The sequence below is a fragment of the uncultured Roseobacter sp. genome (assembly GCF_947492555.1).
Taxonomy (GTDB): domain Bacteria; phylum Pseudomonadota; class Alphaproteobacteria; order Rhodobacterales; family Rhodobacteraceae; genus Roseobacter.
On the sequence record NZ_CANLNE010000002.1, the window covers coordinates 852,186 to 867,446 of the forward strand.

14 protein-coding genes are annotated in these 15,261 nt (G+C 60.7%); 9 read left to right on the top strand and 5 right to left on the bottom strand.

The genetic code is table 11. From position 1 onward, the window contains the following. Window position 1 precedes the first annotated feature (1 nt). The gene (locus Q1A07_RS11175; protein ID WP_299780691.1) at window positions 2–2,872 is read right to left on the bottom strand and encodes a monovalent cation/H+ antiporter subunit A; all 2,871 of its coding nucleotides are present in this window, start codon (window positions 2,870–2,872) and stop codon (window positions 2–4) included. A gap of 272 nt (window positions 2,873–3,144) precedes the next feature. Between Q1A07_RS11175 and Q1A07_RS11180 the strand changes: the two genes are divergently transcribed. From Q1A07_RS11180 to Q1A07_RS11210, 7 genes are all read left to right on the top strand, one after another. Then, entirely contained in the window at window positions 3,145–3,993 is an 849-nt protein-coding gene (locus Q1A07_RS11180; protein WP_299780693.1) for a LysR family transcriptional regulator, read from the top strand. A 95-nt stretch (window positions 3,994–4,088) separates the two neighbouring features. After that, a complete protein-coding gene (gene acdA / locus Q1A07_RS11185; protein ID WP_299780695.1) occupies window positions 4,089–5,324 on the top strand; it encodes a 3-sulfinopropanoyl-CoA desulfinase in 1,236 nt (411 codons plus the stop codon). 188 nt (window positions 5,325–5,512) lie between these two features. Next, window positions 5,513–6,868, top strand: a complete 1,356-nt coding sequence (locus Q1A07_RS11190) for a tetratricopeptide repeat protein (protein WP_299780697.1) — start codon at window positions 5,513–5,515, stop codon at window positions 6,866–6,868. A 66-nt stretch (window positions 6,869–6,934) separates the two neighbouring features. Then, window positions 6,935–7,660, top strand: coding sequence for a GntR family transcriptional regulator (locus Q1A07_RS11195; RefSeq protein ID WP_299780699.1), 726 nt, complete (start codon window positions 6,935–6,937; stop codon window positions 7,658–7,660). 77 nt (window positions 7,661–7,737) lie between these two features. Beyond that, the gene (locus Q1A07_RS11200; RefSeq protein WP_299780701.1) at window positions 7,738–8,607 is read left to right on the top strand and encodes a glycosyltransferase family 2 protein; all 870 of its coding nucleotides are present in this window, start codon (window positions 7,738–7,740) and stop codon (window positions 8,605–8,607) included. Window positions 8,608–8,733: 126 nt separating this feature from the next. Then, the gene (aspS, locus tag Q1A07_RS11205; protein ID WP_299780703.1) at window positions 8,734–10,509 is read left to right on the top strand and encodes an aspartate--tRNA ligase; all 1,776 of its coding nucleotides are present in this window, start codon (window positions 8,734–8,736) and stop codon (window positions 10,507–10,509) included. 51 nt (window positions 10,510–10,560) lie between these two features. Further along, window positions 10,561–11,286, top strand: a complete 726-nt coding sequence (locus Q1A07_RS11210; protein WP_299780706.1) for a GNAT family protein — start codon at window positions 10,561–10,563, stop codon at window positions 11,284–11,286. A gap of 6 nt (window positions 11,287–11,292) precedes the next feature. On the opposite strand, the gene Q1A07_RS11215 is transcribed toward Q1A07_RS11210, so the two are convergent. Next, window positions 11,293–12,012, bottom strand: coding sequence for a response regulator (locus Q1A07_RS11215; protein WP_299780708.1), 720 nt, complete (start codon window positions 12,010–12,012; stop codon window positions 11,293–11,295). Window positions 12,013–12,167: 155 nt separating this feature from the next. On the opposite strand from Q1A07_RS11215, the gene mce reads away from it, so the two are divergent. Next, window positions 12,168–12,572, top strand: a complete 405-nt coding sequence (mce, locus tag Q1A07_RS11220; RefSeq protein ID WP_299780710.1) for a methylmalonyl-CoA epimerase — start codon at window positions 12,168–12,170, stop codon at window positions 12,570–12,572. A 6-nt stretch (window positions 12,573–12,578) separates the two neighbouring features. Further along, window positions 12,579–12,875, top strand: a complete 297-nt coding sequence (locus Q1A07_RS11225; protein ID WP_195819591.1) for a DUF1467 family protein — start codon at window positions 12,579–12,581, stop codon at window positions 12,873–12,875. Here the strand turns inward: Q1A07_RS11225 and Q1A07_RS11230 are convergent. From Q1A07_RS11230 to Q1A07_RS11240, 3 genes are read right to left on the bottom strand one after another with little or no spacing between them, the layout of a single operon-like run. Further along, complete coding sequence (locus tag Q1A07_RS11230) at window positions 12,829–13,548, bottom strand: EI24 domain-containing protein (RefSeq protein ID WP_299780715.1); 720 nt, start codon at window positions 13,546–13,548, stop codon at window positions 12,829–12,831. The genes Q1A07_RS11225 and Q1A07_RS11230 overlap by 47 nt on opposite strands. Beyond that, window positions 13,545–14,123 carry a nitroreductase gene (locus Q1A07_RS11235; protein WP_299780717.1) on the bottom strand — a complete coding sequence of 193 codons (579 nt, stop codon included), beginning with the start codon at window positions 14,121–14,123 and terminating at the stop codon, window positions 13,545–13,547. The genes Q1A07_RS11230 and Q1A07_RS11235 overlap by 4 nt, the downstream gene beginning before the upstream one ends. A 16-nt stretch (window positions 14,124–14,139) precedes the next feature. Beyond that, on the bottom strand, window positions 14,140–15,240 hold the full coding sequence (locus tag Q1A07_RS11240) for a class II histone deacetylase (RefSeq protein ID WP_299780719.1): 1,101 nt from the start codon (window positions 15,238–15,240) through the stop codon (window positions 14,140–14,142). Window positions 15,241–15,261 lie beyond the last annotated feature (21 nt).

A 15,261-nucleotide genomic window follows, 5' to 3' on the forward strand; every position in this document is an offset into this window, starting at 1 on the left:
ATCACACGCCCTCCTGCGCTGGTGTCGTGGGCGGATCGTCACGTGAGGGATCAATATCCATCGGGTGTTCGGTATCGGGCACATGGGCCCGGCGCGCCAGCCGCGAGAAACTCTCCAGCGAAAGCATCACTGCGCCGACCACCGCGAGGAACACGCCGAGGTCAAAGAGCGCCGCTGTTGCCAGTTCGAACTTCTCAAACGGCGGGATGCGCACATAGGTGAAATCCGACGTCAGGAACGGCTTGCTGACAAACCACGACCCGATGCCCGTGAGACCGGCGATCAGCACGCCCGCGCCGATCACCCCGTGATAGGGATAGCGCAGCCGCGCGGAGGCCCAGCTGAACCCGCTGGCCATATATTGCATTACCACCGCGATAGAGACGACCAACCCGGCGATGAAGCCGCCGCCGGGTTCATTGTGCCCGCGCAGGAAAATATAGAAGCCCACCATCAGCACCACGGGCATGATCACGCGGGTCAGCACCACCATCATCGTGGGGTGCATGTCGCCCGCACGCGGCTGATCCGGCTTGCGGTTCAGCAGGCGAGCGCGAACGGGACCGGACAACAGCGTTTCGGTCAGCGCGTAGATCAGCAGGGCGGCGATGCCCAGCACGATGATCTCACCATAGGTGTCAAAGCCCCGGAAATCGACGAGGATCACGTTGACGACATTGGTGCCGCCGCCGCCCTTGTAGGAGTTGGCGAGGTGGAATTCCGAGATCGGCGTTGCGATGGCGTCACGCACCAGGAAGTGCCAGGCCATGCCCATGGTCGCCAAACCGCCAGCAAGGGCGATGGCGGTATCGCGTGTCCGCCGCATCGCGGTGCTTTCGATCGGGGTGTGATTGGGCAGGAAATTCAGCGCCAGCAGCAGCAGGATGATGGTGACCACCTCGACGGTGATCTGCGTCATCGCGAGGTCGGGCGCGCTGAAATAGACGAAGCCGACCGATACCATCAGCCCGGCAATACCGATGAGGATCAGAGACATCAGGCGGTTGCGATGCAGGAACACCATACCGATGGTTGCCGCCACCAGCATAACCCAGCCTGCAAAGGCGACGGGGGTGACGGGCTGCATCTCTCGGCTGGCGGGGCCCACGGTGCCTGTGCTCCAGGCGTAAAACCCTGCGACGATGACCGTGACGGCCATGATCGCGCCGTAGCGGGTAAAAGCACCATTGTGCAGCCCGTGGATAAAGCGCTGGGACAACGCAACAATTGCAGCGATCAGCGCTTCGAAAATCGTCTTGGCCTCGGGGCGTGGGGTCGTGTCCCACATGCGCAGGGCGGGATTGAAGATGGCCAGCATCAGCAAGCCACCCACGACGGCAATGACCGACATGAAGAGGGCGGGCACAAGGCCATGCCAGATTTTGAAGTAGGCCTTGGGCACCTCCGCAGTGTCCCCCAGGACGGAGGCCGTCACCATTTTCACAAAGGGCTCTGCCAGGAAGGGGGCAACACCGATCATCACCACCAGCACAACCAGAATGGCGGGCGGCAGCCACATGCCCGCGCCGGGATCATGCGGCTTGGCCGGGTAGTCGTCGCGCACCGGGCCGAGGAAGGTGTGACCGATCAGGCGGAAGCAATAGGCGGCAGAGAACAGGGACCCAAAGGTCGCGAGTGCGGGCACCAACCAGGGCGCACCAAAGAGCACGGTGTGATTGGCTTCCTCCAGCATCATCTCTTTCGATAGAAAGCCATTCAGCAGCGGGATACCGGCCATAGACAGCGCGGCCAGCGTCGCGATGATAAAGGTGATCGGCATCAGGTGACGCAGCCCGCCAAGGCGGCGAATGTCGCGTGTATGGGTCTCGTGATCGACGATCCCTGCGGACATGAAGAGCGCCGCCTTGAAGGTGGCGTGGTTGAGAATGTGGAACATCGCCGCCATCGCCCCGAATGCGGTGCCGGTGCCCAGCAGCATGGTGATCAGCCCGAGGTGACTGACCGTTGAAAAGGCCAGCAGTGCCTTGAGATCGTGTTTGAAAAGGGCGATGATCGCGCCCAACACCATGGTGATCAAACCGGCGGTCGTGACGATGACAAACCATTCCGGCGTGCCCGACAACACCGGCCACATGCGGGCCATCAGGAAGATGCCCGCTTTCACCATTGTTGCTGAGTGCAGGTAGGCAGAAACGGGTGTCGGCGCCGCCATGGCGTGCGGCAACCAGAAATGGAACGGGAATTGCGCCGACTTGGTGAAACACCCCAGCAGGATCAGCAGCAGCGCTGGAACATAAAGTGGATCGGCCTGGATCAACTCGCGGTTCTGCAGGATGACGCTCAGATCATAGCTGCCCGCGATTTGGCCGAGGATCAGCATGCCACCGATCATGGCCAGACCACCCATGCCGGTGACGGTCAAGGCCATGCGGGCGCCTTGCCTGCCTTCGGGCAGATGCTTCCAATAGCCGATCAGCAGGAAGGAGGAGAGCGAGGTAAGTTCCCAGAAGACAAGCAAAAGCAGGATGTTATCGCTGAGCACGATTCCCACCATCGCGCCCTGAAACAGCAGCAGGTAGGTGAAGAATTCGCCCATGTTGTCATCGCGAGACAGGTACGAGCGGGCGTAGGCAATGATCAAGAGGCCGATACCTAGGATCAGCAGTGCAAAGAAAAACCCGAGCCCATCCAGCATCAGCGTGAAGTTCATGCCCAGCGAGGGAATCCAATCTACCCGGGCGGTCACCAGATCGCCGGCAAGCACAGCGGGCAGGTTGGTCAGCAGCCCGATGAACGCCGCCAGTGAGACGGTAAAGGTGATCCCGGCGCAGGCCTGCCTGCCTGCGGAATTCATCAGTCCAGGAAGCAGCGCGCCGAAGAATGGTAATGCGACGATCAGGAAGAGGGACACGCGAACTCCTAGTCTTTTGGTCTGAAAAGTTCTCCATTATCTGTGCCAGAATGCGCCTGTTCTCAAGCGAAACCGTCAAAAATTGTTACAAAAGGCAGCTTTGACGTTAATTGGTCGCATCTGCAGTGCCGATTGTTCAGGCAAGCGATGGTGGCGGCTGGTGCTCCCCTCGCTCGGATAGGCGGTCGCAAGATGGACCTGCTTGTGAGGATCGACTAGGCTTTGCCTGATCCTCAGCGCGTGGCGCTTTCCCCTGAACCCCGGCCCTTTCCATGAACATCCAGCAAATGCGTATCCTGATCGCGGTGATAGACGAAGGATCGTTTGCGGCTGCTGGTGACGCTATTGGCCGCTCTCACTCCGCGATCAGCTTGCAGGTCAAGGCGTTGGAAGAGGAGTTGGGCGTTCTCCTGTTTGACCGTGTCGTGCGCCCGCCCGCACCGACGGGCAAAGCACGCGCGCTGGCAGATCATGCCCGCAAGGTGATCAAGCTTTTCGACGCGACCGAAGATGTGGTCATGGGGCAGATGATCCGGGGCCGGCTGCGTGTCGGCGCGGTCCCTACCGTGTTGAGCAGCTTCCTGCCCCCCGCGCTTGCGGAACTGCGCCTGCAGCACCCCGATCTTTCCATTGATGTGCACAGTGGCAGTTCCGACCAATTGGCCGGGCGCTTGCAGCAAGGTGCCCTCGACATCGCAATCTGCACGAAGCCACCAACGCCCATTGAGGGGTTGGAATGGCATCACATCGCGCATGAGCCGCTGGTCGTCATCGCGCCCGCAGAAGCGGCGGGTGACGAAAAAACGCTGCTCTCGTCTCTGCCCTTTATCTGGTTCAACCGCAAAACATGGGCGGGCAGCGCGATAGAGGCGCATCTGAACAAACGGGATATCGCCGTCACCGCAATCATGGAAATCGATTCACTGGATGCCATCGAATCCATGGTGCGCGAGGGGTTGGGGGTGTCGATTGTGCCGGTCTGCCGGGGTAGTAATGGGATCTGGCCCGGATTACGCTCGGTCTCCTTTGGTGATCCGCCGTTTGCGCGCGACGTCGGCGCGTTGCTCTTGGATGATCCTCCGCATGATCCACTGATCGCGACGTTTTTGGCTGCGCTTTAGCATCAGTAAATCTCATGAAAAATGCAAGAATATCTCGATATGCTTTGAGATCATCATGATTTAGACTGCGTCTACCCACAGTCAAAGGCGCTCTCATGTTTGATCGGCAGGTGCAGGACCCTCCCTCCTTCTTTCTCAATGAGGCCCAGATTGCGTTGCAGGCGCGCGCAAGGGATCTGGCGCGCGACGTTGCCCTTCCGCTGGCAGCACAGACCGACGCGACAGAGCAATATCCACAGGAGGTGGTCCGGCAGATGACCGACGCCGGGTTCATGGGCATGTGCGTGCCTGAAGACTTGGGGGGCCTTGGGTTGAGCTGTTTCGACATCGCGCTGGTGGTCGAGGAATTCGCGCGGTGCTGTGGCGTGTCCGGGCGGATTGCGGTCGAAGGCAACATGGGCGCCGTGGGCGCAATCCTTGCGTATGGCACGCAGGCGCAGCGCGAGACCGCGGCGAAACACGTATTGGCGGGAGACAAACCCGCCATCTGCATCACCGAGCCACAGGCAGGCAGTGCCGCAACTGAGATGCGCACAACGGCGGAACGAACGGGCGATGGCTGGGTGCTGAACGGCACCAAGCACTGGATCACCGGCGGGGGCGTGTCCCGGCTGCACCTGATTTTCGCGCGGGTGATTGAAGACGGCGCGTTCACGGGGATCGGCGGATTCATCGCGTATCTTGATGAGCCCGGTCTGGAGATTGGGGCGCGTGAACCCACGATGGGCCTGCGTGGCATCCCGGAGACAACTATTCGGTTCAACAATCTGCACCTGCCAGCCGACCGTCTGATCACGCCGCCAGAGGGGATCGAACGGGGCTTTGCTGGCTTGATGAATGCCTACAATGCTCAGCGTGTCGGCGCGGCGACGGTGGCGCTTGGCCTCGCGCAGGCGGCTTTCGACGCGGCCTGCAGCCACGTCAAGACCCGCGAACAATTCGGCCGCCCGATTGCAGAATTCCAGGGTCTGCAATGGATGCTGGCTGACATGGCCACACAGATCGACGCAGCGCGCATGATGATCTGGCGGGCGGCAAAAAGTGCTGAGGCTCAGCCCTCTGGTTTTCCCGATCTATTGCTTGCCGCACAGGCGAAAGTCTTTGCCTCGGAAATGGCCGTGAAGGTCACCAACAACGCTTTGCAGTTGCACGGTGCCAGCGGATACTCTCGCAACAGCCCTGTTGAACGGCTGGTTCGGGATGCGCGGATGTTCACGATTGGCGGGGGAACCGCCCAGATGCTGCGCAATCTGATCGCAGGCCGGGTGCTCGATATGAAAACGCCGCAGACGCGGGACGGATACACGGTCGAGGCGCGTCCAGGCGGTTAGGGTTTCGGCAGGGCGCGACAAACCGCTGCTAACGCCAGATAGAATTTTCGTGAGACACTCGATCCTCGCAAAATTTGCGATAGAAGGGAGTTGTAACCCCGTGCCGCTGTCGCAAAGGATGACCCAGGATGTGCGCCGATACCGCTTCGAAATCTGCAACGTCATTTACGGATATCAGGGGCGTACCCGTGTCCTACCGCGACTGGGGCGCTATCGACGGGTTGGAGCGCGCGATCCTGATGTCGCTCTCTTTCCGCGGGGATGCCGATGCGGAGATTGACGCCGTTCTGGCAGAGCATCCTGATTTCATCATGGGCTGGCTTTTCAAGGCGGGATGGCTGACGCAGGCAATGGAAACTCGCGTCTACGAGACGATGTTGCAGTGCCTTGCGCAGTCGGAGCGGCTACTGCCGGGCTGCAATGAACGGGAGTTGGGCCACCACGAGGCAATCAAGGCCTGGGTTCACGGTGATTTCTTTGGTGCTGTGCAGAAATGGGAAGCCGTGCTGACGCGCTACCCCATGGACCTGCTTGCGTTGGAGTTGATCCACTACACGATGGTTCTGCTGGGTGACGTGCCGGGGCAGCGCGATGTGGTCGCACGGGTGTTCAACCTGTGGGACGAGAGCATTCCCGGCTATGAATTCGTGCTGGGGTTCTATTCCTTCGGTTTGGAGGAGAACCGCGATTTCGCGCGCGCCGAAGAGCTAGCGCGCCAGGCGCTGGCGATCCGGCCCGACAACCCGTACGCCGTGCATACCGTCAGCCATGTAATGGAAATGCGCGGGCGGCAGGCGGGTGGTATCCGCTTCATGCGTGATCATGCGGGCATGTGGGGAACGTCCAACTTTGCCAATCACCTCTGGTGGCACACCGGGCTCTATCACCTCGACCTCGAACAATACGATCAGGTCTACGATATTTTCGACACCCACCTCGATTCCCGCAACAAGGATGGTCACAAGTATGAGGAACTGGATGCCGCAGCCTTGCTGTGGCGCATGAACCTCGTGGGGCAGGATGGGGGGGACCGTTGGACCCATCTGGCGAATAAATGGGAGCCTGCGGCGCAGGATACACTTTATGCTTTCAACGACGTGCATGCGATGCTGACCTTCGTGTCAGATGGTCGCGAAGACGCGCAAAAGGCACTTTTGTCCGCGAACGAGCGGTATCTGGAAAACGCCTCTGATGCCAATGTCGCTATGACCCGCGAGATCGGTTTGCCTTTTTGTCTGGCCATGCAGGATTTCAAGAAAGAGAACTACGCAGGCTGCGTTGAGCGCCTGCTGCCTATCCGATATATGACCCACCGGTTGGGGGGCAGCTACGCGCAGCGCGACATCATCGGCTGGACCCTTTTGGAGGCGGCGTTGCGGGCGCGTCGGTTCGATCTGGCGCTGGCACTGGCAAATGAGCGGACGGGGATCAAACCGACCTCGGCCCAGAACTGGCGCGCGGTGGCCCGTGCTTTCAAAGGTCTGGGGGATCAGGGGCAGGCGGATCGCGCCACGGCCAAGGCGCAGTCCCTGATCGCGGCTTGATCCGCCACGAATACGCAGCGTTTTTGCACCCATACCTTGCATTGCTGCGGACTTTGGGGCCTCTTGATGGGTGACGGGCGGCTGCGGCTGCCCAGCCTTCGCATCGGAACGCCCTTGAACGAGACATCTTCCAAACCGCAATCCAACGTCCAACGCGCGCTGCATGAACTGCGCGACATGATTTTCACCGGACAACTGGCGGCAGGTTCCAATCACCTCGAATCCGAACTCGCCGCGATGCTGGACATGTCGCGCACACCGGTGCGCGAAGCCGTTCTGATGCTCGAAGGGCAGGGGCTGCTGGAGCTGAAACCGCGCAAGGGTGTCCGCATCCTGCCGGTGTCGCCGGAGGATATGCGCGAAATCTACGATGTGCTGACAGAGCTGGAAAGCCTCGCTGCTGAACAGGCTGCGCAGAAAGGCTATGCTCCGGATGATCTTGAAGATCTGGCGCGCGCCATCGAGGATATGGAAGTGGCTGTCATGGCCGAAGATCTGGAGCGTTGGGCGGCGGCGGACGACCGGTTTCACGCCGAGCTGGTGCGCCTGGGACGCAATCGCCGTATCGAGATGATCGTCAGCATGATGCGGGATCAAGTCCGGCGGGCACGCACCACGACGCTGTTCATGCGGCCCATGCCGCTCAAGTCAAACGAAGCGCATCGCCGGGTCTATCAGGCCATCGAACAGGGGGATGCGGATATGGCGCGGGCAGCACATCGGGCGCATCGCCAGCAGGCCCGTGAAATGCTGGTCGATCTTCTGGAACGTCATCGCCTGCGGGCCCTCTGACGCCGCGGCGGGGCTGGCATTGGCTTTGGTTTCCCGGTAGTGTGAGCGCTCCCAATTCCTCATTCTTTCAGGTACCCATGCACAACCGTCTTCGAATTGTGACCGTCTCCTATAATAGTGCGGAGGTGATCGGCGACTTTCTTGCCAGTGTGCCGCCGGGCATCGAAGTTGTTGTGGTGGACAACAACAGCCGGGACGCCTCGCGCGAGATTGCGGCGGATCATGGGGCGCGCGTTATCGTGCTGGACCGGAACCTTGGGTTTGGCACGGCCTGCAATCGCGGTGCTGAAGGAAACAAAAAAGACTTCGTCTTTTTCTGCAACCCGGATTCCACGCTCACGCCGGACTGCTGTGATTTGCTGATCGAGGCGGCGGATCGGCATCCAAAGGCGGGGGCGATGAACCCGGCGATCCTGAACGGAAAAGGAGCGATCCGGCTGAACCGCCGGTCGGCGCTGATTTCGCGGGCGGAGTTTACCGACCGTCGCTATGCCGAGCCCGGCAACAAGGACAGCGTCGAGGTGAATATCCTGACAGGGGCTGCGCTTTTCTGCCGTCAGGCGGCCTTTGACGAAGTAGGCGGCTTTGACGAGCGGATATTCCTTTATCACGAGGATGACGATCTGGTGTACCGGATGCGGCAGGCGGGCTGGACATTGCGGATCGAACACGGTGCCACGGTCACCCATTTGGGTGGCAAATCTTCCGGTAATGCCATTTCCGGCGCGGCGCTCAAGGCTTATTTCATCGCGCAGTCCCGCATCTATGTCGAACGCCGTCACGGTGTCTCGATGCCGCGCGCCCGTGCCGCGCTGCGGGCGATCGCAAAACTGCTGTCGCCACTGACCTTGCTTTCGGCGCGCAAACGGGCACAGGCGCTTGCCTATCTGAAGGGCACGCGGCGCTTTGATATGCAGCGCTACATCGATGGCGACTACATGCCGTGACCGCCGCAGAGCCCACCGGTGTGGCCACCGCACTCTGCCCCCCGGAGGTTCTTGGCCTGACGCCTTGACTTCCCTGTGCGCAAACGGTGTATCTGGCGCGAAAATTGACCCCGAAGGAATCCCCTTATGCATGCCTATCGCAGCCATTCCTGCGCCGCTCTGACCGCTGACAACGTGGGCGAAAAAGTTCGTCTGTCGGGCTGGGTGCATCGCGTGCGAGATCACGGCGGGGTGTTGTTCATCGACCTGCGCGACCACTACGGCATGACGCAGGTGCTCTGTGACCCCGACAGTGCCGTTTTTGCCGAGGTCGAGAAAGTGCGCGCGGAATGGTGCATCCGCGTCGATGGCGAGGTCAAGGCCCGCGATGCGTCGCTGGTGAACGCCAAAATCCCCACCGGGGCGATTGAGGTCTACGTTCGCAACATTGAAGTGCTGGGGGCTGCCGCTGAACTGCCGTTGCAGGTCTTCGGGGATCAGGAATACCCCGAGGAGACACGGTTGCGGTACCGTTACCTCGATCTGCGGCGCGAAAAGATGCAGGCGAATATGGCGCTGCGCTCGGACGTCGTCTCCTCGATCCGCCGCCGCATGTGGGACAGCGGGTTCCGCGAGTATCAAACCCCGATCATCACCGCCTCCAGCCCGGAAGGCGCGCGCGACTTTCTCGTACCGTCGCGCCTGCACCCGGGCAAGTTCTACGCGCTGCCTCAGGCGCCCCAACAGTTCAAGCAGCTGCTGATGGTGTCGGGCTTCGACAAGTATTTCCAGATCGCGCCCTGTTTCCGCGATGAAGATCCGCGGGCCGACCGGTCACCCACCGACTTCTACCAGCTTGACCTGGAGATGAGCTTTGTCGAGCAGCAGGACGTGTTCGACACGATCCAGCCGGTGCTCACCGGTATCTTCGAGGAGTTCGGCGGCGGTAAATCGGTCGATCAGGAGTGGCCGCAGATTTCCTACAAGGATGCAGCGCTCTGGTACGGCAGCGACAAACCGGACCTGCGCAACCCGATCAAGATGCAGGTGGTGTCCGAGCACTTCGCCGGATCGGGATTTGCCATCTTTGCCAAGCTGCTGGAGCAGGAAGGCACGGAAATTCGCGCAATTCCGGCACCGAGTGGCGGTAGCCGTAAATTCTGTGACCGCATGAATGCCTTCGCACAAAAAGAAGGTTTGCCGGGGATGGGGTATATCTTCTGGCGGGATCAGGGCAACGGCATGGAGGCCGCGGGGCCGCTGGCCAAGAACATCGGCCCGGAACGCACCGAGGCGATCCGCCAGCAACTGGGTCTGGAGGTGGGCGATGCAGCCTTCTTCCTCGGTGGCAAGCCCAAGACCTTTGAAACCATTGCCGGCAAGGCGCGCAACGTGATCGGCTCGGAGCTTGGCCTGACGGATGAAAACCGATTTGCCTTTGCCTGGATCGTGGACTTCCCGATTTACGAGAAGGACGAAGAGACCGGCAAGGTCGATTTCGAGCACAACCCCTTTTCGATGCCGCAAGGCGGGATGGCGGCGCTTGAGGGCGATCCGCTCGACGTGCTGGGATACCAATATGATCTGGCCTGCAACGGCTACGAGCTGGTGTCGGGTGCGATCCGGAACCACAAGCCCGAGATCATGTTCAAGGCGTTCGAGATCGCGGGATACGGCGAGGACGAGGTGCGCAAGCGTTTTGGCGGTATGGTCAACGCCTTCCAATACGGCGCGCCTCCGCACGGTGGTTGTGCTGCAGGCATCGACCGGATCGTGATGTTGCTCGCGGACGAAAACAACATTCGCGAAGTTATCCTGTTCCCGATGAATCAGCGGGCCGAAGATCTGATGATGGCGGCACCCTCCGACCCTACAAGTGACCAATTGATGGAGCTTGGCTTGCGCGTCATTCCTCAGGATTGAACGAAACGAATTGCACTTGGCTCTCTGCCAAGCGCGATCTAACGTCTGCGCATGACAACTTCAGATGCCCCTGCTCCGGATCTCGGAGAGCCGGTGAAAGGATGGAGCCCAAGGCCAGCTCCTGACGGTGCGCCATTGCACGGGCGCTATGCCGAACTGGAGGCTTTGGACGCGGATCGTCACGCGGCCCTTCTTTACCGGGCGTATGAAGGTCAGGACCACGTCTGGGACTATCTGCCCTACGGACCTTTTTCTTCATCGGCCCTTTATCACCGCTGGGTTCGCGAGCTGGTGCAGGATCCCGCGCATTTCTTTTACGCGGTGCGCAACCTTGAAAGCGGCTATTGGGAAGGTGTGGCAAGTTTCCTGCGCATTGATCCCGCAAATGGATCCATTGAGGTGGGACATATCAATTTCAGCCCGTCATTGCAGCGGACACGTGCGGCCACGGAAGCAATCTTCCTGATGATGGACTGGGTGTTTTCCCAAGGCTACAGGCGTTTTGAGTGGAAGTGCAACGCGCTTAACATGGGCTCGCGCCGGGCGGCCCAACGCTATGGGTTCAGCTACGAAGGTATCTTCAGACAGGCTGCAATTGCAAAGGGGCACAACCGGGACACTGCTTGGTTTGCCATGATTGACAAGGAATGGCCAGCCTTGAAGGCGGCATTCGAGGCGTGGCTGGATCCGAGCAATTTCGATCCTGATGGCCGACAGAAAGAACGCCTTGGCGATCTCACGAGACTGGTGCGCGTCGCGGGGGACCCCGCGCTCTGAACTTGTTCAGATCGCCAGTTTCTGCGTGAGCCGTTGCTGAATCAAACCGGCAATTTCCGCAGTCTCGATCCCGGCCGGTTCGCCTGCCGCGCGTTTTTGTGCCAGTGCAGCCGCTGCCTTTTCAAGCACCCGATCCTGCGCCGAACGGGCGACACCTCCAAGGAACTGCGCCACGTAGTCGAGCGAACGGTCGTCCGCCGGATCTTCCAGAACGTCCGCGATATGCGCCATGTCATCCTGAAAAGCCATGCGGTCGGGATGGATGATTTCATCAGGCAACTCGCGCAGGCCCGTCGGCTGGCGATCTGCCGGCAGGTTGGATAGGACGGCTTGCTGAAAAACAGCGAGCGAGTTGATGGGCTTCTCCAGAAATCCATCCGCACCGGCAGTCAGCGCTTGATTTTCTCCATCTGGGTCACCGGAGGTGCCCAGCACAACGTCTACACGGGGTTCAGATTGGGTCAACTCGGTGATCAAGTCGACACCGTTCCCATCGGGCAGACCAAGGTCGACAATCACGACGGAGGGACGATAGACCTGCAGATGCCGCCGCGCCGAGCGCAGACAATCGGCCCGCCGGATTCGCGCCCCACTGCGCAGGCATAAAAGTCGCATCGCTTCACAGGCAAAGCGGCTGTCCTCGATTACAAGGACGGTCAGACCCAGCAAAGGCCGTGAAGCCGTGGGCGCGGGGATCGTCGCTGCAAAAGGGTCCGTTTTATCCATGATCGTCTCCGGGGTGACTCGGGTTTCGACTCAGCATGGCGCACATATGGCTAACAGCACGTTAATGGCCCCCGGGGCCTGCGGCGGTGCGTCCCTTGCATCCGCCAAAACCTCCCCGCATAAGCAGACAAAAGCCTATATAGCGGAGAGTTCACATGATTGGTCGTCTCAACCACGTCGCCATTGCCGTTCCCGACCTTGAGGCGGCCGCAGATCAGTATCGCACGGCCCTGGGGGCCAATGTCGGCGCACCGCAGGATGAGCCCGACCACGGCGTGACTGTCATCTTCATCGAGCTGCCGAACACCAAGATCGAATTGCTCTATCCGCTCGGGGATAACAGCCCCATCCAGGGCTTTCTGGACAAGAACCCGGCGGGCGGTATCCATCACGTCTGCTATGAGGTCGACGATATCCTGAGCGCGCGCGACCACCTGCTGAAAACGGGTGCACGGGTGCTGGGCACGGGTGAGCCAAAGATCGGCGCCCACGGCAAGCCGGTGCTGTTCCTGCATCCCAAGGATTTCAACGGCTGCCTTGTCGAACTTGAACAGGTCTGACACCCCATGGGCATTACATCAGCACTTGTTCTCTTTGCGGTGATCTGGTCGATGACCTTCCTCATCGTCTTGCCGATCCGGGTGAAGACCCAAGGGGATCTGGGAAAGATCGTGCCCGGTACCCATGCCGGTGCGCCCGAGGTTCACAACCTGAAAAAGAAAGCATGGATCACCACGGCCATCAGCCTCGTGCTCTGGGCGGTGATCACATTCATCATCCTGTTCGAGGTCATCACCGTACGCGATCTTGACTGGTTCAATCGCGGGGCGCCTGCGGTGCCAGCAAGTGGAACAGATGGGTAAAGGTTGCGGCGCCCAGAATTGGAATGATCAGGTTCAAGATCGGGATCGTCAACGGGATCGCCATCAGAACACCCGCGATCCAGATTGTTCCGGTGTGGCGTGATCTGAGCAGCTTTGCCTCGGCCCGGCCCACCCTGCGTATCGCGGCGAGCGTGAAGTATTCCCGGCCGAGCAGGAACCCGTTCAATCCCCAAAAGACAAAGGGGGCGGCAGGCGCCAGTGCTACGGTGGCGATCAGTATGAGATAGAGCAGAAGCGCCAGAACATTCGCCCCGATCAGTACGCCGAGAAAATTCACCGTGTCGCGCAGGGCATCACCAAACGGAACGGGCGTCGGAGCGGGCAGATGCGGATAGTGTTCATCTTCCACTGCCTGCGCGACAGTGTCGAGAAACATCGAAGTGATGGCCGAGGCCACCGGGATCATCAGGAAGACCGACAGCACCGCCAACAGCAGGGCCGAGCCCCAGCTGACCAGATCGTTGAGCCAGGTCACTTCACCGATGAACGGCAGGGTTGTCTGATCCCCCACCAGGCTGCCCAGCAACCAGACAAACCCGGCAGAGGCGGCGATGAGCAGGGCAAGGGTCAGGGCCACGCCCAACAGCAGGACGCGGCGAAAGCGCGGGTCGGTCATCTGCCCGAGTGCTGCGAAAAAGGCGGTGAGGATCATGCCCGCACCCAGGTCGTGATGGCGTGAAGATCCGGACGGGGTCGGTCCGGCGGCGCCGAGCTCTCGGTGCCGATGTGTATGAAACCCGCAATGCGTTCATGATCAGCCAACCCCAGAGCATCCTGCATGAAACCACGGTCATGACTGGGCCAGCCGCTCAGCCAGTTGGCCCCCCAGCCAGAAGCGAGCGCGGCATTCAGCAGCGCCAGACAGACACATCCTGCGGAATAGGTTTGTTCCAGCGCGGGGATTTTCTCGGAAGGTTTCTGTACTTCGACCACGGCGACAGCTAGGTAACCCTGATCGAATTGCCCACGCCCCTTGTCGATCTGGTCGCTGTCCAGGCCAAGGGTTTCACCCCGCTTTTGTGCCACGTCGGCCAGTCGTGCCATGGCGGGTTTTTCGATCACGATAAAGCGCCATGGCTCCAGCTTGCCGTGGTCCGGCGTCCGTGCGGCCGCCTGCAGCAGCGGCATCAGCTCCTCTGCCGATGGCACGGGCATTGCCAGCGTCTTGGCCGGGCGGGATCGGCGGGTGGTCAGAAAGTCGAAGGCATCCGGGTTTGGTAGAGGCATGAAAGAGGTCCCGAGGTCAGAGCTGCTGTGCGAAGTGGTCAATCTCGCCTTTGAGAAAGGCGTCGAAACGGGGCCCCGGCTGGCGCACATCTAGTGCCGCCGCCAGCGGGTCTGGAGCGGTGATACGACTGCCAGACAAAGCTTCCAGCGTGGCATGGCCGCAGAAGGGCACGTAGACTTCGGAATATCCCCCCTCATGCACCAGCACCAACCGCCCGTCGCAGAGCCGCTCGGCGGCGTCTTTCACCTTCAGTGTCATCTCGCGGAAGGTCTGCGCCGTGGCCAGCATGCGCGCCAATGGGTCAATCGCGGCGGCATCAAATCCGCAGGCAACGATGATCAGGTCGGGCTTGAATGCCTCGATCTGCGGCAAGATGATTGTGTCCATTGCGTGCAAATAGGCCGTGTGCCCGGTCCCGGCGGGGAGCGGCAGGTTGAGGTTGCAGCCCTCACCTGCGCCGCGTCCACGGTCTGCAAAGGCACCGGTATCGAGCGGGTAGTTGCCTTCCTGATGCAGCGAAAGCGTTAACACATCGTCGCGGTCGTAGTAGATCGCTTCGGTCCCGTTCCCGTGGTGCACATCCCAGTCCAGCACGACGACACGTTTCGCCATGCCCTTGGATTGCGCCTCTTCAATCGCGATGGCGATATTGGCCAGGAGGCAGAAACCGTTGGGAAAATCGGGCAGGCAATGGTGGCCGGGCGGGCGCGACAGCGCATAGGCATTGCCGACAGCCCCGGTCAGGACAGCATCAACCGCCGCAACCGCCAGCCCGGCGGACAGGGCCGCGATCTCATACCCACCTGACGCGAAGGGGGTGCGCCGACCAAGTTCACCGCCCCCCGCATCCGACATCTCCTTGAAGGCATCAAGATAGCTTTGCGGATGCACCCGTAACAGCATATCGCGCGTGGCTTCCGGTGCCGTGCGCATGTCCAGTTCCTTTGACAGGCCGGTAACATCCATCAGGTTTTTCAAGCGGCGCTTGGTCTCGGGGTTTTCGGGCAATCCCCCGGCGGACAGCGGTTGCACGTGACCCCCGATGGGCAGCGTGAAAGCATAGCTGCCGCCTGCGTGCCAAAAGCATCTTTCGTCCCAGAAAAACCCGGTTGCCATATCCAAATCCGCTTGCCTCTT

What these genes read in the sequence shown, in the direction of transcription:
- Q1A07_RS11225 (WP_195819591.1), top strand. Translation starts at nt 12,579, where the DNA reads ATGGGCATTACATCAGCACTTGTTCTCTTTGCGGTGATCTGGTCGATG.
- Q1A07_RS11215 (WP_299780708.1), bottom strand. Translation starts at nt 12,012, where the DNA reads ATGGATAAAACGGACCCTTTTGCAGCGACGATCCCCGCGCCCACGGCT.
- mce (WP_299780710.1), top strand. Translation starts at nt 12,168, where the DNA reads ATGATTGGTCGTCTCAACCACGTCGCCATTGCCGTTCCCGACCTTGAG.
- Q1A07_RS11200 (WP_299780701.1), top strand. Translation starts at nt 7,738, where the DNA reads ATGCACAACCGTCTTCGAATTGTGACCGTCTCCTATAATAGTGCGGAG.
- Q1A07_RS11195 (WP_299780699.1), top strand. Translation starts at nt 6,935, where the DNA reads ATGGGTGACGGGCGGCTGCGGCTGCCCAGCCTTCGCATCGGAACGCCC.
- acdA (WP_299780695.1), top strand. Translation starts at nt 4,089, where the DNA reads ATGTTTGATCGGCAGGTGCAGGACCCTCCCTCCTTCTTTCTCAATGAG.
- Q1A07_RS11230 (WP_299780715.1), bottom strand. Translation starts at nt 13,548, where the DNA reads ATGATCCTCACCGCCTTTTTCGCAGCACTCGGGCAGATGACCGACCCG.
- aspS (WP_299780703.1), top strand. Translation starts at nt 8,734, where the DNA reads ATGCATGCCTATCGCAGCCATTCCTGCGCCGCTCTGACCGCTGACAAC.
- Q1A07_RS11210 (WP_299780706.1), top strand. Translation starts at nt 10,561, where the DNA reads ATGACAACTTCAGATGCCCCTGCTCCGGATCTCGGAGAGCCGGTGAAA.
- Q1A07_RS11240 (WP_299780719.1), bottom strand. Translation starts at nt 15,240, where the DNA reads ATGGCAACCGGGTTTTTCTGGGACGAAAGATGCTTTTGGCACGCAGGC.
- Q1A07_RS11180 (WP_299780693.1), top strand. Translation starts at nt 3,145, where the DNA reads ATGAACATCCAGCAAATGCGTATCCTGATCGCGGTGATAGACGAAGGA.
- Q1A07_RS11235 (WP_299780717.1), bottom strand. Translation starts at nt 14,123, where the DNA reads ATGCCTCTACCAAACCCGGATGCCTTCGACTTTCTGACCACCCGCCGA.